Annotated in this window: 11 protein-coding genes and 3 pseudogenes; 3 read left to right on the plus strand and 11 right to left on the minus strand. The window is 58.0% G+C overall.

What is annotated here, in order from left to right:
- Positions 1-52 precede the first annotated feature (52 nt).
- The gene (gene fabB, locus WLO32_RS14590) at positions 53-1,270 is read right to left on the minus strand and encodes a beta-ketoacyl-ACP synthase I (RefSeq protein WP_435945754.1); all 1,218 of its coding nucleotides are present in this window, start codon (positions 1,268-1,270) and stop codon (positions 53-55) included.
- A 157-nt stretch (positions 1,271-1,427) separates the two neighbouring features.
- Between fabB and mnmC the strand changes: the two are divergent.
- Positions 1,428-3,429, plus strand: a pseudogene (mnmC, locus tag WLO32_RS14595) (bifunctional tRNA (5-methylaminomethyl-2-thiouridine)(34)-methyltransferase MnmD/FAD-dependent 5-carboxymethylaminomethyl-2-thiouridine(34) oxidoreductase MnmC).
- Between the two features lie 45 nt (positions 3,430-3,474).
- Here mnmC and WLO32_RS14600 read toward each other — a convergent pair.
- The 6 genes and pseudogenes from WLO32_RS14600 to prmB form a co-directional block, all read right to left on the minus strand.
- Positions 3,475-3,754 (minus strand): annotated as a pseudogene (locus tag WLO32_RS14600) (YfcL family protein).
- 27 nt (positions 3,755-3,781) lie between these two features.
- On the minus strand, positions 3,782-4,330 hold the full coding sequence (locus WLO32_RS14605) for an elongation factor P hydroxylase (protein ID WP_435948308.1): 549 nt from the start codon (positions 4,328-4,330) through the stop codon (positions 3,782-3,784).
- A 2-nt stretch (positions 4,331-4,332) separates the two neighbouring features.
- On the minus strand, positions 4,333-5,130 hold the full coding sequence (locus WLO32_RS14610; protein ID WP_435945755.1) for a sulfite exporter TauE/SafE family protein: 798 nt from the start codon (positions 5,128-5,130) through the stop codon (positions 4,333-4,335).
- An 11-nt stretch (positions 5,131-5,141) separates the two neighbouring features.
- A complete protein-coding gene (gene mepA / locus WLO32_RS14615) occupies positions 5,142-5,966 on the minus strand; it encodes a penicillin-insensitive murein endopeptidase (RefSeq protein WP_435945756.1) in 825 nt (274 codons plus the stop codon).
- A 4-nt stretch (positions 5,967-5,970) separates the two neighbouring features.
- A complete protein-coding gene (gene aroC / locus WLO32_RS14620; protein ID WP_435945757.1) occupies positions 5,971-7,056 on the minus strand; it encodes a chorismate synthase in 1,086 nt (361 codons plus the stop codon).
- Between the two features lie 74 nt (positions 7,057-7,130).
- Positions 7,131-8,063, minus strand: a complete 933-nt coding sequence (prmB, locus tag WLO32_RS14625) for a 50S ribosomal protein L3 N(5)-glutamine methyltransferase (RefSeq protein ID WP_435945758.1) — start codon at positions 8,061-8,063, stop codon at positions 7,131-7,133.
- Between the two features lie 170 nt (positions 8,064-8,233).
- Here prmB and smrB point away from each other — a divergent pair, with 170 nt between their 5' ends.
- Positions 8,234-8,785: an endonuclease SmrB gene (gene smrB, locus WLO32_RS14630; protein WP_435945759.1), complete on the plus strand. Its 552-nt coding sequence runs from the start codon at positions 8,234-8,236 to the stop codon at positions 8,783-8,785.
- A gap of 125 nt (positions 8,786-8,910) precedes the next feature.
- On the opposite strand, the gene sixA is transcribed toward smrB, so the two are convergent.
- The 4 genes and pseudogenes from sixA to WLO32_RS14650 form a co-directional block, all read right to left on the minus strand.
- Entirely contained in the window at positions 8,911-9,399 is a 489-nt protein-coding gene (gene sixA, locus WLO32_RS14635; RefSeq protein WP_435945760.1) for a phosphohistidine phosphatase SixA, read from the minus strand.
- Between the two features lie 209 nt (positions 9,400-9,608).
- Positions 9,609-11,770, minus strand: a pseudogene (fadJ, locus tag WLO32_RS14640) (fatty acid oxidation complex subunit alpha FadJ).
- Positions 11,770-13,080 (minus strand): acetyl-CoA C-acyltransferase FadI, encoded by a 1,311-nt coding sequence (gene fadI, locus WLO32_RS14645; protein WP_435945761.1) that lies wholly within the window; start codon positions 13,078-13,080, stop codon positions 11,770-11,772. Before fadI ends, fadJ begins: the two are co-directional and overlap by 1 nt.
- A 165-nt stretch (positions 13,081-13,245) precedes the next feature.
- Positions 13,246-13,530 (minus strand): YfcZ/YiiS family protein, encoded by a 285-nt coding sequence (locus tag WLO32_RS14650; RefSeq protein WP_435945762.1) that lies wholly within the window; start codon positions 13,528-13,530, stop codon positions 13,246-13,248.
- A 370-nt stretch (positions 13,531-13,900) separates the two neighbouring features.
- Here WLO32_RS14650 and fadL point away from each other — a divergent pair, with 370 nt between their 5' ends.
- Entirely contained in the window at positions 13,901-15,220 is a 1,320-nt protein-coding gene (fadL, locus tag WLO32_RS14655; protein WP_435945763.1) for a long-chain fatty acid transporter FadL, read from the plus strand.
- Positions 15,221-15,332: the final 112 nt, after the last annotated feature.

A 15,332-nucleotide genomic window follows, 5' to 3' on the forward strand; every position in this document is an offset into this window, starting at 1 on the left:
TAAAGGCAAAAAAAAGGGCGCCCAAAGGCGCCCCTGTTATTTATTGCTCAAGCTACGCGTTGACTTTGCGCATCACCAGCGTGGCGTTGGTGCCGCCGAAGCCGAAGCTGTTGGACATCACGGTGTGCAGCTTACGCTCGGTGGTTTCGGTAACGATGTTCAGCCCTTTCGCCTGCTCGTCCATCTCGTCAATGTTGATGCTTGGGGCGATAAAGCCATGTTCGAGCATCAGCAGAGAGTAGATGGCTTCCTGTACGCCCGCGGCGCCCAGGGAGTGGCCGGTCATCGCTTTGGTTGCGGACATGGCCGGAGAGTTATCGCCGAACACTTCGCGGATGGCGCCAAGCTCTTTCACATCGCCAACCGGCGTGGAGGTGCCGTGGGTGTTCAGATAGTCGATTGGGGTATCAACGCCGTGCATCGCCATCTTCATGCAGCGCACCGCGCCTTCGCCTGATGGAGCGACCATGTCTGCGCCGTCGGACGTTGCGCCGTAGCCAACGATTTCAGCGTAGATATGCGCGCCGCGCGCCAGCGCGTGCTCCAGCTCTTCAACCACAACCATGCCGCCGCCGCCTGCGATAACGAAACCGTCACGGTTGGCATCGTAAGTACGGGAAGCCTTAGCCGGCTCTTCGTTATATTTGGTGGACAGCGCGCCCATGGCATCGAACTCGCAGGCCATTTCCCAGCACAGCTCTTCGCCGCCGCCGGCAAAAACGATGTCCTGTTTGCCCAGCTGAATTTGCTCAACCGCGTTGCCGATGCAGTGTGAAGACGTTGCGCATGCGGAGCTGATGGAGTAGTTCACGCCGTGAATTTTGAACGGGGTGGCGAGGCAGGCGGAAACCGCAGAAGCCATCGCTTTGGTCACAACGTAAGGGCCGACCGCCTTCAGGCCGCGCGGGCTGCGCATGGCGTCCGCACCGAATACCTGATATTTCGAAGAACCACCGGAACCGGCAATTAGCCCAACGCGCGGGTTGCTTTGATAAACTTCTTCTTTCAAGCCAGCATCTTCAATAGCTTGCTGCATGGAAAGGTAAGCATAGATAGAGGCATCGTTCATGAAACGGACCACTTTACGGTCGATCAGGCCGGTGGTGTCAAGTTTAACGTTACCCCACACGTGGCTACGCATACCACAATCTTTAAATTCTTGAGAGAAGGTGATCCCAGAGTGTCCTTCACGCAGAGATGCCAGGACTTCCTGCTGGTTGTTACCGATGCTGGAAACGATGCCCAGGCCAGTAATCACTGCACGTTTCATTCAATACCTCTTCCACTGCACTATTTAGGATTTCGACTGGCACAATAGCGTACACTTGTACGCCGAACAAGTCCGATCAGCCAAATCGGCGTGAAATTTGCGCCGCTTCGCACACATCGTTACTATCCTTTCACCGCCTGCCAGACGAGTAACTTACGTGAAACACTCCCCTATACAAACCGCCAACCTTGGCTTTAACGAAGAAGGTACACCTGTATCCCGAGAGTTTGATGACGTGTACTTCTCTAATGATAATGGACTGGAAGAAACTCGTTATGTCTTTCTGCAGGGAAATCGCCTGTCAGAACGTTTCGCATCCCACGAGCGTTCGCTCTTTGTCGTCGGCGAAAGCGGCTTTGGGACGGGGCTTAACTTTTTGACTTTATGGCAGGCTTTTGACGATTTCTGCCGCAAACAGCCGCAGGCCCGGCTGCAGCGGCTTCACTTCATCAGTTTTGAAAAATTCCCGCTCACCGCCGCTGATTTACGCACGGCCCACGGCCACTGGCCGGAGCTTGCGGAGTTCGCCGAAGCGCTCCAGCAGCAGTGGGCCGCTGCCGGTGCCGGGCTGCCATCGCCTGCTGCTGGCGCAGGGACGAATCACGCTCGACCTGTGGTTTGGCGATATTAATGAACTGATACCACAGTTGGATGACACTTTGACGAATCAGGTTGACGCCTGGTTCCTTGATGGCTTCGCCCCCTCGAAAAACCCGGATATGTGGACCCCGCAGCTGTTTAACGCCATGGCGAAGCTGGCCCGCCCCGGCGGCACGCTGGCGACTTTTACCTGCGCAGGCTTCGTACGCCGCGGGCTCATTGAAGCAGGATTCACCATGACCAAAGCCCCGGGCTTCGGGCGCAAGCGCACCATGTTGACCGGCGTGATGGAGCAGGAGCTTGCTTTCCAACCCCAGACGCCGTGGTATGCGCGCCCGGCGGCACAAGGTAAAGAGGCGGCAATCGTCGGCGGCGGCGTTGCCAGCGCCCTGCTCTGCCTCGCCCTGCTCCGCCGCGGCTGGCAGGTAACGCTTTACTGCGAAGATGAGGCCGCCGCGCAGGGCGCTTCCGGTAATCGTCAGGGGGCGCTTTACCCGCTATTGAGCACGCATGACGCTTCGCTCACCGCCTTCTTTGCCGCGGCCTTCACCTTCGCCCGCCGTCTGTATGATTCGCTGCCCGTCGCCTTCGATCATGACTGGTGCGGCGTCACGCAGCTTGGCTGGGATGAAAGAAGCCGGCACAAAATCGACCAGATGCTAAGCCTGGCGTTTCCGCAGGCGCTTGCGCACGCCGTGGATGAAAAAACCGTGGCTGAAATTAGCGGCGTTGAAACAGGCTGCGGCGGCATCACCTATCCGCTGGGCGGCTGGCTATGCCCGGCGCAGCTTACCGCGGGCGCAGTCGAACTGGCGCGGCGGCAAGGGATGAAGACGCACTACGCTCACCGGGTAACGGCGCTGGATAAAGTAGCCGACGGCTGGAAGCTAAGCTTTGCCGGACGGCCGCCACAGCAGCACGCGGTGGTCGTACTGGCGAACGGGCATCAGATAAACGCCTTCCTGCAAACCGAAAAACTGCCGGTTTCCGCAGTAGGCGGCCAGGTGAGCCATATTCCAACCAGCGCATCCCTTGCCAGGCTGCGCCAGGTGCTGTGCTACGACGGCTATCTGACGCCGCTTAATCCGCACAATCAGCGGCACTGCATCGGCGCAAGCTACCACCGCGGCGTACGGGATATGCAGTACAACGAGGAAGATCAGCTGCATAACCGGCAGCGCCTGATTAACTGCCTGCCGGATGAAGACTGGCCGCAGGAAGTGGACGTTTCCGCTGGCGAAGCGCGCTGCGGCATACGCTGCGCCACGCGCGATCATCTGCCCATCATCGGCAGCGTCGCGGATTATCAGCGCACGCTGACGGACTACGCTGTTCTCGTCGAAGATAAAGAAAACGCCGGGCCGGCGCCGGTCTACGGCAATCTGTTTATGCTGGCAGGATTAGGTTCAAGGGGATTGTGTACCGCCCCGCTGGCGGCAGAAATTCTGGCGGCGCAAATGAGCGACGAGCCGATTCCGCTGGACAGCACGACGCTTGCGGCGTTAAACCCGAGCCGCTTTTGGGTGAGGAAGCTGCTGAAGGGAAAAGAAGTGCGTTAATTTTGTCGGGCGGCGCGGGGGGTTGGCGGCGCCGCCCGTCACGGATTACTTAAACTCCGCCTGCTGGTACAGATTATCCCACATGCCCAGCACCAGAGACTGGTCGCGCGGGGACAGCTCGCCCGCCTGAATGGCTTTTTCCAGGCTGCCGGAAACCGCCGCGTGCAGCGCCTGCGGCGAATGGTCGTCGCCGTGCTCGAGCTCCGCTACCGCCAGAGTGAGGTGGCCACGCAGATAACCGCTGGCAAACAGCTCGTCATCACTGGCCCTGCTCCACCATCCCATCAATTAACGCCAGAATGCGAGTTTCAAATTCCGCGATCATCGTACTTACTTCCTCATTTGCAAGTAATTAGTGTAAATCTTCCGGCCACGGGAACAGGTCAGCTGTTACCGGCGGAGTTTTATAATAGTCGCGCAGGGCCGCCATCAGACGCGCGGGCCGTTCGGGAATGCCTTCTTCAAGATAAGCCATTACCTGGGCATGCACCCGGCGCTGGAAAGCAACTCTGTCCGGTTCAAAATCGCCGCTCAGGTTGTCGCAGCTGACGTTAAACGCAAAGCCCGCCGCCGCGCACAGCAGCCACTCCAGGGCCTGGGGTTTGACCTCCACGTCTTCGAACCTGCTTTGCGTTGGCGCATCGCGCCCGTCCGGGCAATACCAGTAACCAAAATCCACCAGCTCGCGGCGCGCTTTACCCGCGATACACCAGTGCGAAATCTCGTGCATGCCGCTGGCGTAGTAGCCGTGGGCAAAGACGATGCGGTTGTACGGCGTCTCTTCATCAGCAGGAAGATAGATCGGTTCGTCGTCGCCTTTAATCAGACGGGTATTAAAATCATCTTTAAAACAGCCGTCGAAGATATCGATCAGCTCCTGATAATGGTGCTCTCTACTCATATTCATACCGCCCCCAGCCAGTGGAGGATCTCCGTTCCGTGGCTATCAAATAACAGTTTGGCGCTCATCACCGCCGAGACAATCACAATCATCGGCCGGATAAGCTTTTGCCCTTTGCTCAGTACCAGACGCGAGCCCATACGCGCGCCTAAAAACTGCCCGGCCATCATCACAAAGCCGGTACCCCAAATCACCTTGCCGCCGATGATAAACAGCAGCAGTCCGCCGAGGTTCGAGGTGGCGTTCAGCACCTTGGCGTGCGCGGTAGATTTCGCGAGGTTAAAGCCGCACAGCGTCACAAACGCCAGCGCATAAAACGAACCCGCGCCGGGGCCGAAGAAACCGTCGTAAAAGCCTACGCAGCCGCCGGCGATTAACGCAAAAGGCAAACCGTACAGGCGGCGCTGCCGGTCTTCCTCTCCAAGCTTCGGCATCAGCAAAAAATAGAGGCCGATGCCAATCACCAGCAGCGGCAGGATCTGACGCAAAACATCGGATTTAACATGCTGCACCAGCAGCGCGCCGCTGGTGGAGCCGAGAAACGTCATCAAAATATTGAGCTTCTGATCGGCAAGGCTCACCACCTTACGGCGAATAAAATAGAGCGAGGCTGAAACCGAACCGCCGCAGGCCTGCAGCTTGTTGGTCGCCAGCGCCTGCGCCGGGGACATACCGGCCGCCAGTAACGCCGGGACGGTCAACAGCCCGCCGCCGCCCGCCAGCGCATCAATAAACCCCGCCAGCAGGGCGACAAAAAACAGCGCCACCAGCATCAGGGGGGAAACCATAAACCATTCCATGAACTTATCCGTCAGAGTTCGTGCTTATCCAGCAAGGCCTGGCATGAGGCCGGTATTGGAGGCGGCGTTTTCTTTTTCGGCGGCGTACTGCCCGGCGCCGGAGGCGCAAACCAGCTTTGCAGTTCCGCGCCGCAGCCGTCGCCCGGCGGCGGCAGGGGCTGATCCTCACACTCAAGGCTGTCTGCCGGACAGCGCAGCCGCACATGCATATGCGCGCGGTGCTGGAACCACGGACGCACCTTCCGCAGCCAGTCGCGATCGGCGCCTGCGTCCAGGCAAAGCTGCTGCTTAATCGCCGGGTTAACGAAGATGCGCGTCACGTCATTATCTTTCGCCGCCAGCTTGATCAGGCTGCTGATTTCCGGCTGCCACAGGCTGCGCACCACGTGCCGGTTGTCGCCGGCGACCAGATCCAGCGCCTGGGGTTTAAGCAGCTGTGACGACGTCCAGCGCGTTTTCGGCAGCTGCAGGAAGATGTCGACATCCAGGCCGGTCTGATGGCTGGCATGGCCGGAGTTAAAGCGCCCGCCCGCGGCCATCCCCATATCGCCAACCAGCACCGTACCAAGGCCCAGCTGGCTCGTCTGGTTGCTCAGCCGCTGGATGAACATCACTAAATCGGGGTGGCCGAAGTAGCGCCGCTGATCCTGGCGCATCACCTGATAGCGCGGATCGTTGAGCGGCAGCTCGTGGGCCCCCACGATGCAGCCATTGGCAAAAGCGCCGATGGACTGCGGGCTGCCCGCAACCGGATGGCTGATTTTTTGCCACGGCGTAGCGGCGAAGGTTGCGGCGCTGGCAGCCAGCGCCAGCAGCCCCACGAGAGCTTTTTTCATCGCGTTACCAGCGTGGTAAAGGAGTGGCTACGTCGGCATTCTGAGCGCGTTGGCGCAGCAGATGATCCATCAGCACGATAGCCAGCATCGCTTCAGCGATCGGCACCGCGCGAATGCCGACGCAAGGATCGTGGCGCCCGCGGGTGACCATTTCCACCTCTTCGCCTTCACGGTTAATAGTGCGCCCCGGCACCATAATGCTGGAGGTCGGCTTCAGCGCCATATTGGCTACGATCTGCTGGCCGCTGCTGATGCCGCCGAGGATGCCGCCCGCATGGTTGCTCTGGAAACCGTCTTTGGTTATCTCGTCGCGGTTCTGGCTGCCGCGCAGGTTCACCACGCCGAAGCCTTCGCCGATTTCCACGCCCTTCACGGCGTTAATGCTCATTAAGGCGTGGGCGATGTCCGCGTCTAAACGGTCGAATACCGGCTCGCCAAGGCCCGGCGGCACGTTATCCGCCACCACGGTTACCTTCGCGCCGATAGAGTCGCCTTCTTTTTTCAGCGCGCGCATCAGCTCGTCGAGGGTTTCGATTTTGTCCGGGTCCGGGCAGAAGAACGGGTTCTGCTCCACCTGCTGCCAGTCTTTGATGGCAAGGGGCACGTCGCCCATCTGCGTCAGGCAACCGCGAATGGTGATGCCGTATTTTTGCGCCAGATATTTTTTGGCGATAGCGCCCGCGGCCACGCGCATCGCGGTTTCGCGCGCGGAAGAACGGCCGCCGCCACGGTAATCGCGCAGGCCGTATTTTTGTTCGTAGGTGTAATCGGCGTGGCCCGGACGGAACACGTCTTTGATGGCGCTGTAATCCTGAGAGCGCTGGTCGGTATTTTCAATCAGCAGGCCGATGCTGGTGCCGGTGGTGACGCCTTCAAAGACGCCAGAAAGAATTTTGACCTGATCCGGCTCGCGACGCTGGGTGGTGTAACGGGAGGTGCCCGGGCGGCGGCGATCCAGGTCGTGCTGCAGGTCGGCTTCCGTAAGAGGAATGCCCGGCGGCACGCCGTCCACGATGCAGCCCAGCGCTAAGCCGTGGGATTCACCAAATGTCGTTACGCGAAATACCTGTCCAATACTGTTGCCTGCCATCACGGCTCCTTACCGTTGTCTTTGTTGTGTTGGGGTCGCGGGAAGAAAACGAGCCCGCAGGCTCGTTACGCGAATCAGTCTTTATAGATGCTGAAATGTTCGCGAGCCGCAATCAGCTGCGATTTGGTCAGCATAAAGACGCCGTCACCGCCGTTGTCGAACTCAAGCCAGGTAAACGGCACCTCCGGGTACTGCTCCATCAGATGTACCATGCTGTTACCCACTTCACAAATCAGAATCCCGCCGTCGGCCAGGTAATCCGGCGCGCAGGCCAGAATGCGGCGCGCAAGCTTCAGGCCGTCGCTTCCTGCCGCCAGGCCTAATTCAGGCTCAAAGCGGAACTCACCCGGCAGATCGGACATATCCTCCGCGTCAACGTACGGCGGATTAGTAACGATAATGTCGTACTGCACCTTCGGCAGGTCGCGGAACAGGTCCGAACGAATCGGCGTAACCTGGTTTTCCAGACCGTGCTCGGCGATGTTTTGCTCGGCAACCGCCAGGGCATCGAGGGAGATATCCACCGCATCCACTTCCGCGTTAGTGAATTCGTAGGCGCAGGCGATGGCGATACAGCCGCTGCCGGTGCACATATCCAGAATGTGCTGCGGTTCGGCATCGTAAAGGCCGGCAAAACGGTTGCTAATCAGCTCGCCAATAGGCGAGCGCGGCACCAGCACGCGCTCGTCCACGTAAAACTCGTGGCCGCAGAACCAGGCTTTATTAGTGAGATAGGCTACCGGAATACGTTCGTTGACCCGGCGAATGACGCGCTCGACGATGCGGTGACGCTCGCTGGGGGTCAGACGCGCGGTGCGCATATCTTCAGGAATATCAAGCGGCAGATAGAGGCTTGGCAGCACCAGCTGAACGGCTTCATCCCACGGGTTATCGGTGCCGTGACCATACCAGATGTTGGCGGCGCTAAAGCGGCTGACTGCCCAGCGCAGCATGTCCTGAATGGTGTGCAGTTCACTGACCGCCTCATCGACGAAAATTTTATCCACGTTGCCCTCCGCAGGCCGTTCGCGCTAATTCAATAATCGATTAGTTTGCCATGAAGGCCGCGACAAATCAGCATGCAATCGCCGCGACGGCGCGGAAATTTGCGTTTTATTTAGTACCGGGCGGCAAAGCGGGTAAACTGACAACAAAGCAGTTGCGAGACGAGAAAAAGATGAAGAAAAAACCTCCGCTCAGCGTTGACGATCGGAACCTTTTCCGCGATTTGATGAGCGGCACAAAGAAGCTTGCCCAGGACACTATTGTTCACCGTCCGGTGCGCAAAAAGCGCCAGGAAGTTCCGGTGAAACGGCTGTTACAGGAACAGGCCGACGCCAGCCATTACTTTTCCGACGAGTTCCAGCCGAGGCTTGCGACGGAAGGCCCTACCCGCTACGTGCGGGAAGGCGTCAGCCATTTTGAATTAAAGAAAATCCGCCGGGGCGATTACTCTCCGGAGCTGTTTCTGGATTTGCACGGGTTGACGCAGCTGCAGGCAAAGCAGGAGCTGGGCGCGCTTATCGCCGCCTGCCGCCGGGAACACGTATTTTGCGCCTGCGTGATGCACGGGCATGGCAAACACGTATTAAAGCAGCAAACCCCGCTCTGGCTGGCGCAGCATCCGCATGTAATGGCCTTCCATCAGGCGCCGAAAGAGTACGGCGGCGATGCGGCCCTGCTGGTGTTGATCGAAGTCGAAGAGTGGCAGCCGCCCGAGCTGCCTTAGCCGATGGCGGGTGGCGGGTGGCGCTTCGCTTGCCCTGGATTGCTGGCAAAGTGATAAGTAACCCGCTGCCGCCTCCAAAAACAAAAGAGCCGCAAAATGCGGCTCTTTTTTCATGCTTCCGGCTGTCAGATAGCTTTCGCTATTTTCAGATTCCTGGGGCTCATCTGCCAGTTGAACACCCCTTTTCCGGTCTGCGCGTCCAGCGTGACGTTGGCGATAGCCGACGTGCAGAACATCGGCGGCGTTTCTTCAGGGCAGAGCTCAGAGACCAGGTAACCTACCAACGGCAGGTGGGAGACCACCAGAGCCGATTCAACGCCTTCATTAGCCAGAGCCTGCAGGTAGCAGCTCACCAGCCCGACATCGCCGCACGGGGTCAGTTCCGGCAGAATGTCTTCTTTTTCCGGGAGATTAAGCGCTTCCCGCACCACGTCCAGGGTCTGTTCAGCTCGCAGGTAAGGGCTCACCAGAACACGTTCGATATCCGCTACTTGACCTTTTAACCAGGTCGCCATCACCCGGGATTCGTCGCAGCCACACTGGGTGAGAGGACGTACCGAGTCGCTGGCGGCATCGAGTGCTGCGTCGCCGTGACGCATGATAAAAACTTGCATATTGCACCGCTTTTGTTAACCAGGAATGCTTCGATTCCCCCTCAAACAGGAGAGGATATCATCAGCAGCCGGGCATTGTGCCTTATCCGTACATCGAATGAAACGCTGTTTTTTACCTCAATGCTGCAAGTATAGTCAATCATGGTTTACAAAATGACCAACCGGCGCCCATTCACCGAGCTCATAACCTCCCTGCGGGTAGGTAGAACTCATGCTTCTTTGACCTCAACTTCCGCCTCATGTTGCAGCGAATCACTAAAAGTAAGGTTATTCGCGGCCATCGCTAACAGCCTGTCGCACGGCGCAAACCGTTCGCCATACCGGCTGGAAAGGTGCTGTAGCCTTGCGACAACTTCGCCCGCGCCCAGGCTTTCCATATAGCGGAACGGGCCGCCCAGAAACGGCGGGAAACCAATGCCGAATACGGCGCCGATGTCGCCGTCGCGTGCGCTGCGCACGACGCCTTCATCAAGGCAGCGTGCGGCTTCATTGAGCATCATCAGCACGCAGCGCTCGGCGATAGCTTTCGCCTCCATCTGCCCTTTTGGCGTCACCCCAATAAGCTTATAAATTGCGGGGTCGACCTGTTTTTTGCTTTTACGCCCTTTCGCGCCATAAAGATAGAAACCCCGCCCGTTTTTTCTACCTTTGCGATCGTCATTCAATATTGCCGCAACCGCAGCCGGGGCGGCGAAACGATCGCCGTAGGCCCCGCTGCAGGATCGGACTAATTTTAGTCCCGACGTCGATTCCCACCTCATCCAAAAGTTGGATTGGGCCAACGGGGAAGCCAAACTTCACCAGCGCCTCGTCAATCTTATCGATCGGCTCTCCTTCCAGCAGGCAGCGCATCGCCTCATTCACATAAGGAGCCAGAATGCGGTTGACGTAAAAGCCCGCGCTGTCGCCTACGACAATCGGGGTTTTACCCTGCTTTTTCGCCAGCGCCACGGTTGTGGAAATAGTTTCCGCGCTGGTTCCCGCATGGGGAATCACCTCCACCAGCGGCATCTTGTCAACCGGACTGAAATAGTGCAGGCCGATGACCTGCTGCGGACGCGCAGCGTTGGCGGCGATATCCGCGATGGGCAGCGAAGAGGTATTGGAAGCGAAAACGGTGTGCGGCGCGGCGTATTGCTCAATTTCAGCCACCATTTTTTGCTTCAGCGCCAGGTCTTCAAACACCGCTTCCACCACGATATCGCGATTGTGAAAACCGCTGTAATCCGTTGCGCCGGAAATGCGCGCCATCTCGCGTTGCCGCTCTGTCGCCTTCATATGCCGGCGCCGCACCTTTTTATCCAGCAGATCCCAGCTGTATTTCAGCGCGTGGTTGATGCCGTCGTTGCTGATGTCCTTGATGCGTACCGGCAGGCCCCCTTTCGTCGCCGTGACGTAAGCGATACCGCCGCCCATCAGGCCGCCGCCCAGCACGCCTACCGCACGAATCGGATGAGGTTCGGCGTTGCTGCCGCGCTCTTTTTTAAGCTCGGTGCTGGCGAAAAATATCCCCCGCAGCGCGGCGGACTGTGGCGTCATCGCCAGCTCGCCAAAGGCCTTCGCCTCGGCCTCATAGCCGCTGTGCGCCCCCTGCTCCAGACCGGTTTTTATCACCTCGATAATGCGCCGCGTGGCCGGGTAATTCCCTTTGGTTTTCTGTTCCGCTTTCTTGCTCGCCATATTAAATAACAGCGAACGCCCGACAGGGCCTGCCAGAATACGTTCGCGGACGGGCAAAGCGCGCGCCGGCCTGCGGCCTTTAAGCGCCAGCTCAACGGCCGCGTCGAGCAAAATGGACTGCGGAACAACGTCGTCCACCAGCCCAAGTTTTAGCGCCTGGCGAGGGCGTAGCTGCTTGCCGGCGAGGATCATATCCAGCGCGTTGCTCACGCCAATCAGACGCGGTAAACGCTGGGTGCCGCCAGAACCCGGCAGCAGGCCCCAGCTGAACCTCCGGCAGGCCGAGCTTTGTTTTCTCATCATCGGTACAGATTCGTGAATGACAGGCCAGCGCCAGCTCAAGCCCGCCGCCGAGGCAGGCCCCGTGAATAGCCGCCACTACCGGGATCGGCAGCGCGGCGATTTCAGCCATAATCTGCTGGCCCTGGCGCGCCAGAGACTGCGCCTCTTCCGCGCTCTGGCAGCCGGCAATCATGTTGATATCCGCGCCGGCGATAAAGTTGTCGGACTTCGCGGAAATAAACACCAGGCCCTGCAGCGCGTTGTTATCCCGCACCTGTTTGATAATGGCGTGAACCTCAGGGCCGAACGAGGCCTTCAGGGTGTTCATCTTTTCGCCCGGCACGTCAATGGTGACCACCGCGACGTTGTCAGGCCGGATATGCAATGAGAATGCGCTTGTCTGTTCCATTATTCGACCTCCAGAACCATAGCCGCGCCCAGGCCGCCCGCCGCGCAGGCGGTGACCAGCCCCAGCCCGCCGCCGCGACGACGCAGCTCATGCAGCGTTTGCGTAATCATGCGCGCGCCCGTTGCCGCAAAGGGGTGGCCGTAAGCGATGGAACCGCCGAGCACGTTAAATTTCGCCTCGTCCACTTCCCCGGTCGCCTGAGAACGCCCCAGCACCTCGCGGGCGAAGCGATCGCTGGAAAGCATTTTCAAATTAGCCAGCGTCTGGGCGGCGAAGGCTTCGTGCATATCAAACAGCGTCAGATCGCCCATGGTGATGCCGGCGCGCTCAAGGGCGAGCGGCGTGGCCCATGCCGGCCCTGACAACATATCTTGCCACACGTCTACGGCGGTGAAAGCGTAGCTGCGTAAAAAGCCCAGCGGCTTCAGGCCCAGCTCTTTAGCCCGGGATTCCGTCATCAGGATCACAGCCGCTGCGCCGTCGGTTAAAGGCGTACTGTTAGCGGCGGTTACCGTACCGTGTTTGCGGTCGAAGGCCGGACGCAGCTTTGCGTAATCGGCAAGCGATGAGCCTTTGCGAACGTTGTTATCTTCGCTAAACGGCTGACGATACGGCGGAATAAAAGCGGTCATCACCTCATCGGCGAGCTTGCCTTCTTGCCAGGCAAGCGCCGCGCGCTCGTGGGAACGGTGCGCGAGAGCGTCCTGCTGTTCGCGGGTAATACCATGGGTTTTCGCCATTTGTTCGGCGGTATCGCCCATCCGCAAGCCCGTGGAATATTCAGCGACCGCCGGAGGGACCGGCAGGAGATCGCGCGGGCGCAGGCGGGAAAAGAGCTTCAGCCGCTGGCCAAGCGTGCGGGCTTTATTGGCATCCACCAGCGTGCGGCCCAGCTTTTTGCTTACGCCGATCGGCAATACGGAAGATGAATCCGCCCCGCCGGCGATGCCCGCGCGAATAGTGCCGGCGAGCAGGCTTTCGGCGACGTTGGCTACGGCCTGAAAGCTGGTCGCGCAGGCCCGGCTCACGCTGTAGGCGTCGGTATGGATACTCATGCCTGTACCGAGGACGATTTCACGCGCGATATTTGGCGCTTCCGGCATCTGCACAACCTGGCCGAAAACAAGTTGCTCAATGATTTCCGGGGGAATTTCACTGCGCGCCAGCAGCTCGCTGACCAGCATATTGCCAAGATCGATCGCGGGAATACCGTGGAAGGACGTAGCCTGACGCGCAAACGGCGTGCGTAAACCGCTGACGATGGCAATGCGGTCACCCTGGCGGGTCACCAGCGGAAGTGCCTGACTCATAACGCTCCCCTGTTAAAAATTGTAAACGAACCAAAAGTGGTCTGACCTGATCACAGTTTTAACCAAAAAGTTACATTCAGCCAACTGGCCGACTAAAAAATTGGGAGGATGGACACGCTTTGGAAGGGATAAACGACGCTCCCCTAAAGAGAGCGTCTGAAGAAATTAACGCAGGCCGAGCTGGAAGATCATGGTTTCAGCCTGGCAGCTGAATACGAAGTCGATATCCAGCCGCACGCCTTCTTCAACGTCAGCGTAGCGCGGCACAATCTGGCAAGGTTCGGATTCTACTTCACGGGCTTTGGCGCTCAGCGCGGCCAGCGTTTCATCGGCCTGCGCTTTGTTGGCAAAGACGCGGCTGTATGACGCGGTGCAATCGGTGTTGTCGATGATGGAGCCAACATCAATACAGCAGCAAACCGGGGTTTCATCAGCGGTGTTTTTACTCATTATGATTTCCTCTGTATTTAAAAGCGAAAGGGATTAAACAATTGCTGCTTATTTTACGCCCCCCGTTGAAGCCTCTCCAGTCGTTAATCTTGCCTGCGCCCGTAAGTGACCAAAATCACACTTAAAAATGATCTAAAACAAAATTCACCGGTCTGGATGAAGCAAGGTGGCCGCGATTTTGCCGGGCGGATCTCGTTTTAAAGATCAAACTTGAAAAAGTTTAGATACAAACTTGCAACATACTATCTGGTCAGACCTATACTCTCGCCACTGGTCAGCTTTCTCTGTTTTCGATCAGCCCCTACTATTCGCGCTCCTGTTACCACGTGTAACATTATTTGTATAAAAATAAATCTATGAGGTTTTGGTCATGAGCCAGAAAAACCTGTTTTCAAAGTCAGCCCTCGCGGTTGCAGTGGCAATTGTCTCCTCGCAGGCATACTCAGCCGGCTTTCAGTTAAACGAGTTCTCTTCCTCTGGCCTTGGCCGAGCTTATTCCGGGGAAGGTGCGGTTGCGGACAACGCGGGCTCGGCCAGCCGTAACCCCGCCACCATCATGATGTTTGACCGTCCGTCGTTTTCTGGCGGTGCGATATTCGTCGATCCGGATGTCAATATTTCCGGGACATCGCTATCCGGCCGCAGCACCGACGCGGACAATATCGCGCCGACAGCCTGGGTGCCAAACCTCCATTTCGTCGCACCGATTAATGAGCAGTTCGGCTGGGGGGCTTCTGTAACCTCCAACTACGGGCTGGCGACTGAATATACTAACGATTACGCGGCGGGTTCCGTTGGCGGTAAAACCGATCTTGAAACCTTGAACCTTAACCTGAGCGGCGCCTGGCGCTTAAACAACAGCTGGAGCTTCGGCGTTGGCTTTGATGCGGTTTACGCGAGGGCGAAAATCGAGCGCTATGCCGGCGACTTACCTCAGCTGATTGCAGGTTCCGGCGCGCTGCCTCCGCAGCTTGCGGGTCCGGTATCGCAGATCCCGGCGGATACGCAAATCGCGCACCTGAAAGGCGATGAGTGGGGCTACGGCTGGAACGCCGGTATTCTTTATGAAATCGATAAGAACAACCGCTACGGCTTCACCTACCGTTCAGAAGTGAAAATCGACTTCGACGGCGACTATAAGAGCAGCCTGCCCGCCGCTTACAACCCTCTCCTGGGCGGTTATGGGCTTTATGGTACCGGCGGTGAAACAATCCCTGGCGCTCTGACGCTGAACCTGCCTGAGATGTGGGAGCTTTCTGGTTACAATAAAGTCGATCCGCAGTGGGCGATTCACTACAGCATAACCTACACCAGCTGGAGCCAGTTCCAGGAGCTGAAAGCCACCGGCAGCGATGGCCAGACGCTGTTCCAGAAAGATGAAAAATTCAAGGACGCGTACCGCATTGCGCTGGGTACCACCTACTTTATGGATAAGAACTGGACCTTCCGTACCGGTATCGCATTTGACGATAGCCCGGTTCCGGCGGACAACCGTTCCATCTCCATCCCGGATCAGGACCGTCTGTGGCTGAGCGCAGGGACTACCTACGCGTTTAACGACGACGCCTCCGTTGATCTTGGCGTTTCCTATATGCACGGTCAGCACGTAGAGATTAACGAAGGTCCTTACACCTTCCGTTCAGAAGGGAAAGCCTGGCTGTACGGCATGAACTTCAACTACGCGTTCTGATAAATAGCAGGAACCCAAAGAGCCTCAATACCATTAAGAGGCTCTTTTTATTTAATAATATATTTTAAAGCTACCCCAAGAAGTAACACAAATGAAAATAATACTATTTTAC

This window comes from Dryocola mayonis (genome assembly GCF_051307045.1).
GTDB lineage: Bacteria > Pseudomonadota > Gammaproteobacteria > Enterobacterales > Enterobacteriaceae > Dryocola.